15 protein-coding genes are annotated in these 14,429 nt (G+C 63.1%); 5 read left to right on the forward strand and 10 right to left on the reverse strand.

The genetic code is table 11. The annotated features are described in order from the left end of the window. Positions 1-41 precede the first annotated feature (41 nt). From ACYASU_RS00650 to ACYASU_RS00670, 5 genes are all read left to right on the forward strand, one after another. Entirely contained in the window at positions 42-1,298 is a 1,257-nt protein-coding gene (locus tag ACYASU_RS00650; RefSeq protein WP_463581586.1) for an MFS transporter, read from the forward strand. Positions 1,299-1,380: 82 nt separating this feature from the next. Further along, positions 1,381-2,676 (forward strand): sensor histidine kinase, encoded by a 1,296-nt coding sequence (locus ACYASU_RS00655; RefSeq protein WP_463581587.1) that lies wholly within the window; start codon positions 1,381-1,383, stop codon positions 2,674-2,676. A 258-nt stretch (positions 2,677-2,934) separates the two neighbouring features. Further along, positions 2,935-3,120: a hypothetical protein gene (locus tag ACYASU_RS00660; RefSeq protein ID WP_423574519.1), complete on the forward strand. Its 186-nt coding sequence runs from the start codon at positions 2,935-2,937 to the stop codon at positions 3,118-3,120. A 175-nt stretch (positions 3,121-3,295) separates the two neighbouring features. Next, entirely contained in the window at positions 3,296-4,723 is a 1,428-nt protein-coding gene (locus ACYASU_RS00665) for an ATPase domain-containing protein (RefSeq protein ID WP_274605507.1), read from the forward strand. Between the two features lie 45 nt (positions 4,724-4,768). Continuing rightward, positions 4,769-5,128, forward strand: a complete 360-nt coding sequence (locus ACYASU_RS00670; RefSeq protein ID WP_463581588.1) for a response regulator — start codon at positions 4,769-4,771, stop codon at positions 5,126-5,128. Between the two features lie 120 nt (positions 5,129-5,248). Here the strand turns inward: ACYASU_RS00670 and ACYASU_RS00675 are convergent, their stop codons facing one another. The 10 genes from ACYASU_RS00675 to ACYASU_RS00720 all read right to left on the reverse strand — a co-directional run bounded on the left by ACYASU_RS00675 (position 5,249) and on the right by ACYASU_RS00720 (position 14,299). Continuing rightward, a complete protein-coding gene (locus tag ACYASU_RS00675) occupies positions 5,249-5,485 on the reverse strand; it encodes a hypothetical protein (protein ID WP_463578883.1) in 237 nt (78 codons plus the stop codon). A 95-nt stretch (positions 5,486-5,580) separates the two neighbouring features. Then, complete coding sequence (locus tag ACYASU_RS00680; protein ID WP_192172254.1) at positions 5,581-6,372, reverse strand: amino acid ABC transporter ATP-binding protein; 792 nt, start codon at positions 6,370-6,372, stop codon at positions 5,581-5,583. Next, the gene (ehuD, locus tag ACYASU_RS00685; RefSeq protein ID WP_463581589.1) at positions 6,365-7,015 is read right to left on the reverse strand and encodes an ectoine/hydroxyectoine ABC transporter permease subunit EhuD; all 651 of its coding nucleotides are present in this window, start codon (positions 7,013-7,015) and stop codon (positions 6,365-6,367) included. Before ehuD ends, ACYASU_RS00680 begins: the two co-directional genes overlap by 8 nt. After that, positions 7,012-7,692, reverse strand: coding sequence for an ectoine/hydroxyectoine ABC transporter permease subunit EhuC (ehuC, locus tag ACYASU_RS00690; protein ID WP_065991599.1), 681 nt, complete (start codon positions 7,690-7,692; stop codon positions 7,012-7,014). Before ehuC ends, ehuD begins: the two co-directional genes overlap by 4 nt. Before the next feature lie 238 nt (positions 7,693-7,930). Beyond that, positions 7,931-8,803 (reverse strand): ectoine/hydroxyectoine ABC transporter substrate-binding protein EhuB, encoded by an 873-nt coding sequence (gene ehuB / locus ACYASU_RS00695; RefSeq protein WP_346628221.1) that lies wholly within the window; start codon positions 8,801-8,803, stop codon positions 7,931-7,933. A gap of 64 nt (positions 8,804-8,867) precedes the next feature. After that, a complete protein-coding gene (locus ACYASU_RS00700; protein WP_463581820.1) occupies positions 8,868-9,773 on the reverse strand; it encodes an aliphatic sulfonate ABC transporter substrate-binding protein in 906 nt (301 codons plus the stop codon). 257 nt (positions 9,774-10,030) lie between these two features. Further along, positions 10,031-10,552 carry a peptide-methionine (S)-S-oxide reductase MsrA gene (gene msrA, locus ACYASU_RS00705; protein ID WP_463581590.1) on the reverse strand — a complete coding sequence of 174 codons (522 nt, stop codon included), beginning with the start codon at positions 10,550-10,552 and terminating at the stop codon, positions 10,031-10,033. A gap of 133 nt (positions 10,553-10,685) precedes the next feature. Next, complete coding sequence (locus ACYASU_RS00710; RefSeq protein ID WP_463581591.1) at positions 10,686-11,660, reverse strand: GlxA family transcriptional regulator; 975 nt, start codon at positions 11,658-11,660, stop codon at positions 10,686-10,688. A 202-nt stretch (positions 11,661-11,862) separates the two neighbouring features. Next, the gene (locus tag ACYASU_RS00715) at positions 11,863-12,714 is read right to left on the reverse strand and encodes a sensor histidine kinase (RefSeq protein WP_463581592.1); all 852 of its coding nucleotides are present in this window, start codon (positions 12,712-12,714) and stop codon (positions 11,863-11,865) included. Between the two features lie 211 nt (positions 12,715-12,925). Continuing rightward, a complete protein-coding gene (locus tag ACYASU_RS00720) occupies positions 12,926-14,299 on the reverse strand; it encodes an LLM class flavin-dependent oxidoreductase (RefSeq protein WP_463581593.1) in 1,374 nt (457 codons plus the stop codon). Between the last annotated feature and the right edge of the window lie 130 nt (positions 14,300-14,429).

The following is a 14,429-nucleotide window of genomic DNA, read 5'->3' on the forward strand; positions in this document are numbered from 1 at the left end:
GCCCTCTACCGTGAGCGTATTCCGTTCACGGTAGAGCCGTCATGACCACGCCCTCTCAATCCCAGCCATCCCTCGTCGAGGAACACTGGAGGCGCAACCTGGCCGTCTGTGTGTTCGGCGCGTTCACCACCATCGTTGCGATGACCTTGCTGCTGCCGTTTCTGCCACTGTATGTCGAGCACCTGGGCGTCACTGATCAGGCCGCCATCGTGCAGTGGTCAGGGGTGGCGTTTGGCGCGACCTTTCTGTCTGCCGCGCTGACCGCGCCGCTGTGGGGGCGGCTGGGTGATCGCTACGGGCGCAAGCTCATGCTGATTCGTGCCAGCCTGGGTATGGCGGTGGCGATGTCGCTGATCGGGCTGGCAGAGAACATTTATCAGTTGGTCGGGCTGCGTTTGCTGGCAGGGTTGCTCGGCGGCTATGCCTCCGGCGCGACCATTCTCGTGGCCACGCAGACGCCCAAGGCGCGCACCGGCTGGGCGCTGGGCATGCTCTCGTCGGGAATCATGGCCGGTAATCTGACCGGGCCGTTGATTGGCGGGCTGTTGCCGCCGCTGATCGGCATCCGCAGCACGTTCTTCCTGGCCGGGGGCGTGGTCTTTCTGACCTTCCTTGCCACGCTGTTTCTGATGAAGGAGGCACCTCGGCCCAAGCGTCAGACTGGCGTGGCGAAAGCGCCGGCTGTGCGGGCCTGGGACGTCATCGCGGACAGGAAACCGGTGCTGACCATGCTGGTTGTGGCCTGTCTGGTGATGTTTTCGATCATGTCCATCGAGCCGATCATCACCGTGTACCTGACCCAGATGCACAGCGAAAACGTCACGCTGATGGCCGGGCTGGTGATGTCGGCCACTGCCCTGGCCAGTGTGTTGTCGGCCTCGCGTATTGGCAAACTCGCCGACCGCATCGGCCACTGGAAAGTGGTCATCGGCTGTCTGACGGCGGCGGCTGTCTTGCTCATTCCCCAGGCGTTCGTCACCCATGCCTGGCAGCTGGTGCTGCTGCGCTTTCTCATGGGCATCGCCCTGGGCGGCGTGTGGCCGTGCATTGCGGCGATCATCCGCCATTCCGTGCCCGACGCCGTCGCCGGGCGCATGCTCGGCTACTCCACGTCCTGCCAGTACATCGGTCAGGTGCTGGGGCCACTGACCGGGGGATACCTGGGCGGGCATTTCGGCATGCCGGTGGTCTTCATCGTCACCTGCCTGCTGATGGGCGGGTGCGCGGTCGGCATGTTGCTCATGCGGCCGCTGATTTCCAACGGGAACGGCTTCAGCCGGAAAGAGGGCGGCATTTGACAAAACCATGACATCCCGCACCGGATAATCGCCGCCGGTGGGGCCACGCCCCGGATTCGAGTACCGCCATGCACGGACCTTCATGGACATCAAACACAGCCTTAAACAACGGATTGTCATCGTATTTGCGTTGATGAGCGCGCTGGTCGCCGGGGTATTCGCCGTCGGCATCATCGCCACCGTGCACGTGGTCGAAAAGCGCCTGACGATCATGAGCCTGGGCGGCAATCTGCACCGGCTGCTGGCCGTGGACAGCGTCAACGACTGGCGCCACCGGCCGGAAAAAGACGAGTTGTTCTACGCCGACGAGGGCGTTGGTGACCTCGCCATGAGCGACGACCTCAAGGGCCTGCGCCCGGGATTCCAGGAGTTCTTCCGCGGCAAGAAAGCCTATTACGCCATGGTCTCCGAGGTAAACGGGCGCCACTACGTACTGCTGCGTGATCAGCGCAAGTTCGAAAAGCGCGAGCGCATTCTGTTCGGTGTCGTGCTGGTCGGTTTCTTTCTCAGCGTGCTGTTGGCGGTGCTGCTGGGTCGGCTGCTCGCGTCCCGGGTGATCACGCCGGTGTCGCGCCTGGCCGGCCAGGTGCGTCATCGCGATCAGTTGCTGGAGATGGCGCCGGTGCTCGCCAGCGACTACGCCAACGATGAAGTCGGTGCGCTGGCCCGTTCATTCGACGAAACCCTGGGCCGGCTGCGCGCCGCATTGAGCCGCGAGAAGCTGTTCACCAGCGACGTCAGCCATGAACTGCGCACGCCGCTCATGGTGCTGGCGACGTCCTGCGAATTGCTGATGGAATACCCGGCGCTGGATGACCGCTCCCGCACGCAGGTAAAGCGCATCGGCAAGGCCACGGCGGGGATGAACCAACTGGTCGAAACCTTCCTGCTGCTGGCGCGCACGGAGGGCAAGAACACGCCTCAGGGTCAGCGTTCTTCGCTGGAGCTGATTGCCGATGAGCTGGTGGACACCTGGCGCACGCCCATCGAAGCCAAAGGCTTGCGCTTCATCTATCAGCGCCACGACGGGGACGGTGAGGTCTACAACGCGCCCTTGCTGCGCTCGGTGATGGGCAATTTGCTGCGCAACGCCTGGCATTACACCGATCAGGGCTTCATTCAGCTGACCCTGCGCAGTGATGGTTTCAGCGTCGAGGACAGCGGCATCGGCATTCCGCTGGAAAAACAGCAGGCCATGTTCCAGCCCTTCGTGCGCGGCGACGAGCAGCGCGGTGAGGGGCTGGGCCTGGGGTTGTCGCTGGTTCAGCGGATCTGCGCCAATCAGCACTGGACCGTGACCCTGACCAGCCGCGATGACGGCGGATGCTGTTTTACCGTGTTGCTGAATCTCGATGAGGCCGGGGAAAAACGGGTGTGAGCGCCTTCCGTTTTGCGTTGTAACGACCGACGCCTTCCCGGCAGTAGGACCGGCTTCAGCCGGGAAGAGGCCAGTGGGTACAGTCTCAATTTTGCAGCGGGACTATTGATGCCTTCCCGGCTAAAGCCGCTCCTACAGTTGAGGTCGTAGCCAATCCAGCTCGATGCACACGACACCGCTCACTCCATTGGTCCGGTGAACCGCACGAGTGCCTGCCGGTGCGCTCCAACACCTGCCTCCCTCAATGGACCTGCAACCATGTGCCCAGACCGCTCATCACTCGTTCGCGGGACTGCTGACGATCAACCGGCAGACCGTGACGACACGCCTGAATACCCGTTGTCCGCCCCCATCAAGCCCGACGATCCCGAGCGGCGCACCGAGCAGTCCCAGGCCGAGACGGACGGTTGTGCCCCGGAACCCGGATCCGATTCGGTCGAGTGATAAACACTCGTTCGAATTGATTCGTCGCAATGTCTGTCGGCGAATGCGTGTGAATCTGTCATGAGAATTGATGATTGCCCTTGGAAAGCTTCCTTAAAAACTCAATAATCCGCGATTAGTCGCGGACTTAACTCGCAATATTCACCACGCCAATACGGTGGCGGAGGAAGCAAATTTGAATCAGCTAAAACGCCTTCAGAGCGGAATTGAAGGGCTTGATGAGCTGCTAATGGGCGGTTTCGTTGCCGGATCCTCGTACATCATTCAGGGCCGACCGGGCTCCGGAAAAACCATTCTGGCCAACCAGATCGGTTTCAATCACATCCGCAATGGCGGCCGAGTGCTGTTCGCGACCCTGCTCGCCGAACCCCACGAGCGGCTGTTTCAGTTTCTTTCCACGCTGAGCTTCTTCGACAAGGACCGGGTCGGCGACCAGATCCAGTTCGTGAGCGCGTTCGACACCATGGAAAACGACGGCCTCGATGAAGTCGTCAAGCTGCTGCGCCGGGAGATCGTCCGCCAGAAGTCCACGGTGATGATCCTCGACGGGCTGCTCAATGCCCGCTCCAAAGCCGAGTCCACCCTCAACACCAAACGCTTTATCTCCGAATTGCAGGGCCATGCCGCCTTCGCCGGTTGCACGGTGTTCTTTCTGACCAGCTCCCAGCTGGATGACGGCAGCCCCGAACACACCATGGTCGACGGCGTGCTGGAAATGGGTGAAGAACTGGTCGGCAACCGTTCCGTACGCCGCATCAAGGCGCGCAAGACCCGCGGCAGCGGCGCCATCCCCGGCGCCCACGAATGCGAAATCACCGAAAACGGCCTGGTCGTCTACCCGCGCCTCGAAAGCACCATCACCCACTCGGCGCTGCGCGACAGCGCTGAATTCAGTGTAGTCCCCAGCGGCATCGACACGCTGGACCCGTTGATTGGCGGTGGTCTGGTGGAATCGTCGGTGACCTTGCTCCTCGGCCCGTCGGGCACTGGCAAGACCACATTCGGCCTCAATTTCCTCGCTCGCTCAACGCCCGACGAGCCCGGGTTGTTGTTTGGCTTCTACGAGTCGCCCCAGCGCCTTCGGGTGAAGGCGGCGGCGCTCGGGCTGGACTTCGAAGCGCTGGAACGCGCCGGTGCGCTGCACATTGCCTGGAAATCGGCGAGCGCCGAGTTGATCGACAAACTTGCCCTCGACCTGCTGAGGATCGTCGAGCAGCAGGGCATCAAGCGGGTGTTCCTCGACAGCCTCGGTGGCATGGCCCGCGCTTCGGCCGATCAATCGCGGATTCTCGACCTCTTCAGTGCCCTGATGAGCGAGCTTCGCGCCCGTGGCGTCACGGTGGTCTGCAGCTGGGAAATCCGCGGCCTGATCGGCGGCAAGATCGACGCCCCGGCCCCGGACATGTCGGGCATTGTCGACAACCTCATGCTGATCCGCTTTGCGCAATCGACAGCGGGGCTGACCCGGCAACTGTCGATCCTCAAAATCCGCGATAACCCCTACGACCCGGCCCTGCTGGACGTCTTGATTGGCGAGCAGGGTCTGACTGTGAAAAAGGCTGCGTTTCATGCCCTCGACGATTCAGGCAATGCAACGGCGTAGAAGTCGTCATCGAGCCGATGATCGCTCGTTCGCGCGGAGGGCTGCATGACCACGATTCTGATTGTCGATGATGAGTACCTCATCGCCGACATACTGAGCTTCGCGCTGGAAGACGAAGGCTACCTGACCGTCACCGCCAGCAGCGGATTGAAGGCCCTCGGCATTCTCGAACGCGAGCGCCCGCAGCTGATCATCACCGATTACATGATGCCCGGGATGAACGGCATCGAGCTGGCGGAAGCGGTTCGCTTGAATCAGAGCCTGGGGCAGATTCCCATTGTGCTGATGAGCGGTGCGCAGTCCCATCTGGGCATCGCCCGGCCCGATCTGTTCAGCAAGGTGTTCGACAAGCCCTTCGAGATCAGCGCGGTGCTCGACGCCGTGCGCGCACTGCTGGGCACCTAGGACCGGCTTAAGTCGGGAAAAGGCCAGTGCGGACACAATCGGTATTGCGGCGCGGCAGATGTTGCCGGGAGTGGATACACGTTCAGGAAGCAGGGCGGCTGTAAGGCCGCCCGGATTGAATCAACGGCCGTCAGCAACCTTGCGTTCGATTTCAGCTGACTTTCTGTTCAGCTCTTCGGCGTCCTGTTCCTTTTCCCGAATGGAGGTCGGGGTGATGACTTCGTCCACCGCGCGGGTGTCGTCGTCCGGGTCGTTGAGGTCACGCTGCACAACATTGACAGGTTTGCCTGCGCTGTCGAGGGTAGGCGCGTCAGGCTGCGTGACGTTGCGTGGGTCGACCGGGGTGTCGTTGCTCATGGATTCATCCTCGCTTTGGGGTATGAAGGTTGGATGTGTGAGCGGTCAGCGAGTTCGGTTTTTTTCGGCGGCGCACGAACCTGACCCCCGGCCGATCAACGTTGCTCCACCAGATTGAGAAAGCGCCGCGTGCGCTCGTTGTCCGGGTCGACCAGCACCTCGGTCGGCGAGCCATCGGCGACGATGCGCCCGGCCTCCATGAACAGCACGCGGTCGGCGATGTCCTGGGCGAACTTCATTTCGTGGGTCACCAGCAGCATGGTCATCTGCTGCTCGTGGGCGATGGCGCGGATCACCGCCAGCACTTCACCGACCAGCTCCGGGTCCAGCGCGGAGGTGACCTCGTCGAACAGCATCACCTGGGGCCGCATGGCCAGCGCCCGGGCGATCGCGACGCGCTGTTGCTGGCCGCCGGAAAGCTGCGCGGGATAGGCATCGGCCTTGTGGCTCAAACCGACCAGCCCGAGGTATTGATGGGCGCGCTCCAGGGCCTCTTCGCGACTGAGCTTGAGCACCTGAAGCGGCGCTTCGGTGACGTTCTGCTGCACGGTCAGGTGCGGAAACAGGTTGAACTGCTGAAACACCATGCCCACCCGGTGCACCACCGGTGGCTTTTTCGCGCCGGGCCAGTGCCAGCCGCCGGATTTGGCCGGCACCGGCGCGCCGGCCACCTCGATGCTGCCGTGCTGATAGGCCTCAAGGCCCTTGATCAGGCGCAGCACCGTGGATTTGCCCGAACCGCTAGGGCCGATCAGCGCGACTTTCTGGCCGGCGGGAATGCTCAGGTCGAGGTGATCGATGACCCGGGTCGCGCCGAAGTTTTTCACCACTTGCTTGAGGATGATCTGCGGCGAAGCGCCGGGCAGAGCGTGTGCGAGATCAGACATGGCTGCGCCTCTCGAAATAGTTGAACAACAGGGAGGTCGGCACGCTGATCGCCAGAAACATCAGCGCCATCACCGTGTAGGGCTCGTTGTAGCGGTAGGTCATGCCGGCGATCTGTTTCGCCGCTTGGAACAGCTCGGGAATGGTGATCACCGCCAGCAGCGGGGTTTCCTTGAACATGCCGATCAGGTAATTGCCGAGCACCGGCAGCATCGGCTTGAGGGCCTGGGGCAGGACGATCCGCCGCCACGTGGTGGCGCTGTCGAAATCCAGTGCCCTGGCCGCTTCCCATTGACCGGCCGGCACGCCTTCGATGGCACCGCGAAAGGCTTCGGCAATGTAGGCCGCGTAGTACAGCCCCAGCCCGATCACTCCGGTGGAAATCGGCGGCAGGGTCAGGCCGGCCAGGGGCAGGGCGAAGAACAGCACGTACAGCTGAACCATCAGCGGCGTGTGCCGAAAGAAGCTCAGGTAGCCGGCGCTCAGTCGTTGCACCAGCGCTTTTTTCGAGCGCTGGGCGATGGCCAGCAGCAGACCGAGCAGCACCGCCAGCAGAAAGCCGAGGATCACCACTTGCAGCGTCACCAGCAGCCCCTGAAACAGATCGGGGACGATGGACCAGGCGAAGGCGTAATCGAAGTTCATGGCGCCACCCCGCGACGCCAGTGGGTGACCCGTCGCTCGTAGCGCTTGACCAGCCAACTGAGCGGCCAGGCCATGACGAAATAACACACCAGCACAATGCTCCAGATCAGCGTCTGCTGACCTAGGGTGGTGATCAGTTGACCGCCGGAAAAGGTCAGGTCGCTGAGGGTGATCAATGACACCAGCGAGGTGGTCTTCAGCAATTCGACCAGTTGATTGCCCATCGGCGGCAGCATGAACGGCAGTGCCTGGGGCAGGATGATTCGGCGAAACGCGGTGATCGCGTCGAAGTCCAGGGCCTTGATCGCGTCGCGCTGGCCCCGGGCGACGTTGCTCAGGGCGGAGCGGACGATTTCCGAACCGTAGGCGGAGAAGGTCAGGCCCAGGCCGAGAATGCCGGTGGTCATCGGCGCCAGGGTGATGCCGAACAGCGGCAGGATGAAGAACAGGTAAAACAGCAGCACCAGGGCGGAGATGCCACGCAGGATTTCGACGTAGACCGTCGCGATCCAGCGCAACGCGCGCCACGGCGACAGGCGCATCAGCGCGATGACAAACGACATCACCACCACGACGACCTGGGCGAAGAAGGTGATTTCAAGGGTGACCAGTGCGCCGTTGGCCAGTTGGCGGGCGATGAAGCGCGCGGTGTCCAGGGTGGAAGCATCAAAAAGCATGGGCCGTACTCGTATGGGCTGGGGCCGTTATGTTGCGGGGTGAAAAATCAACTTTGCGGTGTGCCTATCGACGCCTTCCCGGCTGAAGCCGGTCCCACTGAATGCACGCGGTCTGTAGGACCGGCTTCAGCCGGGAAGAGGCCCTTGCTGGCGCCCTCCATTTTGCGGTGTGCATCACCGATGCCTTCCCGGCTGAAGCCGGTCCTACAATGGCATCGGCATCGGCATCAGGTTGGCTTCAACGGTTGCAGCGTTGCTCGGCCGTCACGTCTGCGGGTGGCAGTTCGTTTTCGGTGTAGCCGTATTTCTGCAGGATCTTCAGCAGATCGCCGGACGCGCGCAGTTTCGCCAGTTGCTCATTGAACGCCTGGGTAAACGCCGGATCGTTTTTCGGCAGGCCGTAGGCGTGGTAATTCCAGGTCGGTTTGCCGTCGGCATCCGGGATCTGCTCGAACGGCAGCGCCCGTTCAACCGGCGTGCCCTCGGCTTTTTTCAGCAGGCCGATGATCTCGGCATCCGGGAAGTACACCACGTCGACGCGATCGGCCTGCAGCGCGGCGAGGGCTTCGGTGTCCTTGTCGAAGAGCACGACGTTGCCATTGCTGATGCCGCTGTCCTTGGCTTCCTGCACCTGATTGCTGCCGGGCTGGGTCGCCAGCCGCGCCTTGCCGTTGGCCGCGACGTCCTTGAGGCTGTGCAGCTTCAGCGGGTTGCCGGCCTTGACCAGAAACGCGCCGCCGGAACGGGTGACCGGGTTGGAATAGCCAATCACTTTGCAGCGCGCCGGATTGATGAACAGGCCAGCACCGATCAGATCGAAACGACCTGCCGCAAGACCCGGCACCAGCGAGCCGAACTCGGTGATCGGCAGTTCAACTTTGTTGATGCCCAGGGGCTCCAGAATGGCCCGGAGGATTTCGACGTTGGCGCCGACGATTTTCCCGTCAGTGCCCACGTACGCATAGGGTTGCTCATTGGCGATGCCGGCGGTCAGGCCCTGACTGCGGCCCTTTTCCAGCAGGCCGGCGACGGCGGAGAACGAAAACACGGCATTCAGCAGCAGGGCGGAGCCGAGTACGGCAGACAGCGACAGCGGTTTTAAGCCTTTCATCAAGTGCGCTCAAGAGTGGGAATGAAGGGTCAGGTGCAGCGGTTGGCAACGCCAGGTGCTCCATTCATGGCGTCCAGATGTCCACGTCCTTGGCATCCACAGCAGTGGGCAATAGCCCGGCCTTGAAAAAGGCATCAGCGATCTTCTGTTGTTCGCCCAGTTGGTCGGCCTTCACCGGCTCGACCTGATAACTGCGATGTGCGTTGGCGGCCTCGACGGTTTCCACGTCCAGATTGCCCCATAGCGGGCCGAGCACTTGCGCGGCTTCCCGGGGGTGGCCTTTGATCCAGCCGCCGGCCTGTTGCAGCTGTTCGTAAACCCGCTTCAGCACCTCGGGATGCGCCTTGGCGTAGGGCGTGCTGGTCAGGTAATAGCGCTTGTAACTTGCCAGGCCGACGCCGTCAGTCAACGTGCGCGTCGGCAACTGGCGCTGCACGCTGGTGAGGAAGGGTTCCCACGTCACCCAGGCGTCGACCTTGCCATTCTCGAACGCCGCCCGGCCGTCTGCCGGGGACAGGTACGCCGGCTGGATATCGGAGAACGAAAGGCCGGCCTTGCTCAGCGCGGCGATCAACAGGTAATGGGTGCCGGCCGCCTTGGTCACGGCGATCTTCTTGCCTCTCAAATCCGACAACTGGCGGATCGGCGAGTCAGTGCGCACAACGATGGCCTGGGCGGCGGGCGAGGGCGACTCTTCAGCAAAATAGGTGAGCTTGGCGTTCGCGGCCTGGGCGAAGATCGGCACGGTATCGGCGACGTCCGCGCTGATGTCGACATTGCCGACGTTCAGGGCTTCAAGCAGGGGCAATCCGCTGGGGAACTCGTGCCAGGTGATGTCAATGTTGTCTTTCCCCAGTGCCTGCTCAAGGGTGCCCTGGGTCTTGAGCAGGGTGATCAGGGTGGAGGATTTCTGGTAACCGATGCGCACCGTTTCTCGAGCACTCGCCGACAGCGCGAAACCGCTCGCCATCGCAGCGACCAGACCGGTCAGCAATGCGTTTCGAATGAAAGTGCCAGCGATGGTACGAAGTATGGGCATGGCGAACTCGTGGCGAGTGAGGCGCGAGAGGGCGCAAGCCACGAATCATAATGTTCTAAAAAGAATTGGCTAAATATCGTTTGGTTATTAGTTTATGCACGGATGCCAGTTGGAGACTCTACTTCGGCGATGACCGTGATGTGCGAGGGACCGCTCTGGCACGCGGCCCCCCGTCAAAGTAAACCCAATCAGGCGGTAGTGGCCTTGTCCCGCACCGGCAGTGTCCAGTTTGGGCGAATGAAATGGCAGGTGTAGCCGTTGGGGATGCGCTCCAGGTAATCCTGATGCTCGGGTTCGGCTTCCCAGAACGGTCCGGCCGGGGCAATTTCGGTGACGACTTTGCCCGGCCACAGGCCCGAGGCATCGACATCGGCCACGGTGTCCAGGGCCACGGCTTTCTGCTGGTCGTTGAGGTAGAGAATCGCCGAGCGATAGCTCACGCCCCGGTCATTGCCCTGGCGGTTCGGGGTCGACGGGTCATGAATCTGGAAGAAGAATTCCAGGATTTTGCGGTAGGAAATCTGCTCGGGGTCGAAGACGATTTCGATGGCTTCGGCGTGGGTACCGTGGTTGCGATAGGTGGCGTTGTCGACGTCGCCACCGGAGTAGCCGACGCGGGTCGAGACGACGCCGGGGTAGCGGCGCAGCAAGTCCTGCATGCCCCAGAAGCAGCCTCCGGCAAGCAGCGCGGTTTCGGTGTGGGTGGTCATGGGCAAGTCCTTCCAGCGATTGAACGGTGTGTGTTTCAGACAAGCAGCGCAGTGTGCGTGTCTGCGAGCCTGTTTGCGAGTGTGCGGCGCAATGGCCGCCCTTGAAGATCAGATGACTGACGCGCGCACTCGTTCAGTCGCCGCCGAACTGCTGACGGTATTGTCCGGGCGTCACGCCAATGCGCTCGCTGAACGCCTTGCGCATGTGCCGCGCGCTGCCAAAGCCGCAACGACTGGCCACGACCTTGAGGGGCAGGTCGCTGCCTTCGAGCAGTTTGCGTGAATGGTCGATGCGCGCGTTGAGCAGAAATTGCATGGGCGTCAGGCTGACTTCGCGCTGGAAGGCCCGGGCGAAATTGCGCGGGCTCATCGCCGCCAGGTCGGCCATGCGCTGCACGGTGTAGGGCTCATCAATGTGGTCCACGACGTAGGCCTGCACCCGGGCGATCGCGCTGTCATCCCGGGGCACCGCTGCCAGCAACGGGCCGTAGGGCGTTTGTCCGCCCTGACGCTTCATCACCACCAGCAGCACTTTGGCGACTTCCAGCGCGATGTCTTTGCCGTGGTCTTCGGCGACGATGGCCAGGGCCATGTCGATCCCCGCTGTAATGCCGCCGGAAGTGATCAGGTTGCGGTCGACCACGTAGATCTGCTCGGTTTCGACCCGGGAGGCGGGAAAGCGCCGGGCCAACCGCTCAACGTAGTTCCAGTGGGTGGTGCAGCGGTAGCCGTCGAGCAGACCGGCGTCACCCAGCAGAAACGCCCCGGTGCAGATCGCCCCGAAACGCCCTGCGCCCTGGGCGGCGGCCGGTAGCCAGGCGGTGAGCTGAGGATGGCTGACGCCATACGCGCCTGGCCCGCCGGGGACCAGCAGCAGGTCGATGTCGCCCGGCAGATCGTCCAGCGCCAGGTCTGCCTGAACCTTGAGCCCGCAGGAGCTGCGGATGAGCAGCGGGGGTTCGGCCACGGTGATCAGTTGGTACTGCTTCTCCGGCGCCAGCAGTCGATTGGAAATCGAAAAAACGTCCATGGGGCCGGTCACGTCGAGCATGAGCACGTCGTTGAACAGCACCACCGCCACTGTTTTCTGCTTTGGAATGTCGCGCATGCCTTGATCGCCTTTCTGTTACCGCCACTGCCAGCGCAGGGGGCACGAGCCTGAATCCAGGCGGCATTCTAGGGGATTGCGCGAACGAATGTGAATGATTGGCGTTTGGACGAAATCGGGGATGTGCGGCATGCCTGCCGCGGCTGATCGGCACGGGCTCGATGAGGCGTCGTTGGGGGATGGCTAGAGGACGGGCAGCCTTTCAGTAACAGCACGTCGGCAGCTGAACACGGATGCGTGCGCCGCCGCTGGCCGAGGCTTGTGCCCAGATGCGGCCGTGATGGGCGTCCACCACCGCGCGACAGATCGCCAGCCCGACGCCGAGGCCGCTGCTCTTGGTGGTATAGAACGCGCCGAAGATCTGTTCGCGGCGGTCTGCGGGGATGCCCGGACCGTTGTCTTCGACGCACACCTCAACGCCGTCTTTGAGGGTGAATGAATTGATGCGCAGGACAGCGGCGTCGCGGTTACCGGCCATGGCTTCCACGGCATTGGTGATGAGGTTGACCAGCAATTGCTGCAACTGCACGGCGTCGGCGACGATGGATTGGTCGACGAACAAACCGGTTTCGAGCCGCACCCGCTGAGCGGTAAGCGCAGGCTGGGTGAGGCGTATGGCTTCGCGAATGACGTCGTCAATCTTCAGGATCTGCAGCTGCAAAGGCGCCTGACGGGCCAGCGCTCCCAGGGCCTTGACGATGTTGGCAGCGCGTTCACAGCCGGCGCGGATGTCCTTCAGACCGGCAATGGCCTCTTCGATCTCTGGCACGTCGCGCTGCAGCCAGCGCAGGCTGGCAGCGGCATTGGCGGCGATGCCCAGCAGAGGCTGGCAGATTTCATGGGCGATGGAGGCACTGAACTCGGCCATCTTGCGGGCGTGAAGGCTCAGGGTGTAATCGCTTTGCGCGGCGGCGTCCTGATGGCAGGGGGAAGCGAGATGCGCGGTCGGGCGCGCAAGGGGCTGCAGAGAAGGGTGCCGAATCGCCTCCGGCCAGTGTTGTTCCGCTGGCGGCGGGAAGCGGTCATAAAGAGGAGATTGATGTTCGTCCAGCATCGTAGCCCCCGGCGGTTCGAAGTCCTGTGCTTCGTCGCGCTTGAGTATACGCAGCGTGTCCGGCTTGAAACGGCGGCGAAGGCGCTTTGGCAGGAACGGGCACCCTGATGTCTGTCAGGGTCCCCACAGCACCCGCCCAATGGGACCGCGCGCACATAGTAGGACCGCGATTACCTTTCAGGACTGGCTTTAGCCGGGAAAGGCTCAGTTGTCATACCGCCAGCAGAACGCCGCGCGCAAGCGTTGCCGGGTGGGCCGGGTAGGGCAGGCCCAGCCGTTCGCGCAGGGTCTTGCCGGTCGGCCCATCGGTGGGCACCAGGCCGCGGCGTTTGAGCTCCGGCAGGATCAGCGCAATGAAATCGTCCAGCCCCTCGGGGTAGGTCGGCGGCAGGATGTTGAAGCCGTCGGCACCGTACCCTTCAAACCACGCTTGCAGCTGATCGACCACTTCTTCGGGTGAGCCGACCAGGGTCCAGTGACCCCGTGCGCCGGCCAGCCGCAGGTACAGCTCGCGGATGCTCAGCCCCTCGCCGGCCAGTTGCAGAATCAATTGCTGGCGGCTTTTCGAGGCGTTGGTGGCAGGCAGGTCTTGGGGCAGCGGCCCGTCCAGCGGCAGGTGCGAGAGGTCGACGCCGCCGAGCAGCCCGGACAGCAAGCTCAGGCCGACTTCCGGGTGCACCAGATTCTGCAGGCGCTGATGTTTGGCGTGGGCTTCGGCGGAGGTCGGCGCGGTGAAGATCGTCACCCCCGGCAGAATCTTGATGTGCTCGGGTTTGCGCCCCAGCACCGCCGCGCGGGATTTTATGTCGCTGTAGAACGCTTGGGCGTCGCCGAGATTCTGATGCGCGGCGAAGATCGCTTCAGCGGTCGCGGCCGCCAGCGCACGCCCATCCTCGGAAGCACCCGCCTGCACCAGCACCGGTTTGCCCTGGGGCGAGCGCAGCACGTTCAGCGGCCCGCGCACATGGAAGTGCTCGCCCCGGTGGTCGGCCCGGTGCAGCTTGCTGCGGTCCAGAAACACGCCGCTGTCCTTGTCCAGCAGCAGCGTGTCGTCCTCCCAGCTGTCCCACAACTTGTCGACCACCTCATGAAATTCCCGCGCCCGGCTGTAGCGGTCGGCGTGCGCCGCTTGCTCGCCCTGATGCCCGCCGCCGAAATTCTTCGCCGCGTCGGGGTCGCTGCTGGTGACCAGGTTCCAGCCCACACGGCCGCCGCTGATCTGGTCCAGCGAGGCGAACTGTCGCGCCAGGTTGTACGGCTCGCTGTAACTGGTGCTGGCCGTGGCAATCAGGCCGATGCGCGAGGTCACGGTCGCCAGGGCCGACAACAGCGTCAGCGGCTCGAAGCTCAGGCTCGGCGCGATGACCCGGTCGAACGTCGGTGCATCGATGCCCCTGACGGACACGCTGTCGGCGAGGAACAGCGTGTCGAACCCGGCCGCCTCGGCCTTGCGCGCCAGATCAATGAAGTGGTCCAGCCGAATGCCCGCGTCGGCCTCGGAACCACTGTCGCGCCACGCGGCGATGTGATGCCCGGTGGCCCGCAGGAACAGGCCGAGCTTGAGGGTTTCAGTGCGTTGGGTCATGGGGAGGCTCCTGGATCGGATCGGAACGGGCGAGGTCCGCGGCACGGCTTGTTGTGCGTAAAGCCCGAAAGCGCGGAGTGCTGTGGAGATAGCAAGGCGTATGCCCACGACGCTGGATCGACCAAACCGC

Source organism: Pseudomonas sp. HP_12 (assembly GCF_055283955.1).

Bases quoted from the DNA above. Each gene is read 5' to 3' on its own strand.
- ACYASU_RS00715 (WP_463581592.1), bottom strand. From the start codon at position 12,714: ATGCTGGACGAACATCAATCTCCTCTTTATGACCGCTTCCCGCCGCCA.
- ACYASU_RS00650 (WP_463581586.1), top strand. From the start codon at position 42: ATGACCACGCCCTCTCAATCCCAGCCATCCCTCGTCGAGGAACACTGG.
- ACYASU_RS00670 (WP_463581588.1), top strand. From the start codon at position 4,769: ATGACCACGATTCTGATTGTCGATGATGAGTACCTCATCGCCGACATA.
- ACYASU_RS00655 (WP_463581587.1), top strand. From the start codon at position 1,381: ATGGACATCAAACACAGCCTTAAACAACGGATTGTCATCGTATTTGCG.
- ACYASU_RS00700 (WP_463581820.1), bottom strand. From the start codon at position 9,773: ATGGCGAGCGGTTTCGCGCTGTCGGCGAGTGCTCGAGAAACGGTGCGC.
- ehuC (WP_065991599.1), bottom strand. From the start codon at position 7,692: ATGCTTTTTGATGCTTCCACCCTGGACACCGCGCGCTTCATCGCCCGC.
- msrA (WP_463581590.1), bottom strand. From the start codon at position 10,552: ATGACCACCCACACCGAAACCGCGCTGCTTGCCGGAGGCTGCTTCTGG.
- ehuB (WP_346628221.1), bottom strand. From the start codon at position 8,803: ATGAAAGGCTTAAAACCGCTGTCGCTGTCTGCCGTACTCGGCTCCGCC.
- ACYASU_RS00675 (WP_463578883.1), bottom strand. From the start codon at position 5,485: ATGAGCAACGACACCCCGGTCGACCCACGCAACGTCACGCAGCCTGAC.
- ACYASU_RS00710 (WP_463581591.1), bottom strand. From the start codon at position 11,660: ATGCGCGACATTCCAAAGCAGAAAACAGTGGCGGTGGTGCTGTTCAAC.
- ACYASU_RS00660 (WP_423574519.1), top strand. From the start codon at position 2,935: ATGTGCCCAGACCGCTCATCACTCGTTCGCGGGACTGCTGACGATCAA.
- ehuD (WP_463581589.1), bottom strand. From the start codon at position 7,015: ATGAACTTCGATTACGCCTTCGCCTGGTCCATCGTCCCCGATCTGTTT.
- ACYASU_RS00720 (WP_463581593.1), bottom strand. From the start codon at position 14,299: ATGACCCAACGCACTGAAACCCTCAAGCTCGGCCTGTTCCTGCGGGCC.
- ACYASU_RS00680 (WP_192172254.1), bottom strand. From the start codon at position 6,372: ATGTCTGATCTCGCACACGCTCTGCCCGGCGCTTCGCCGCAGATCATC.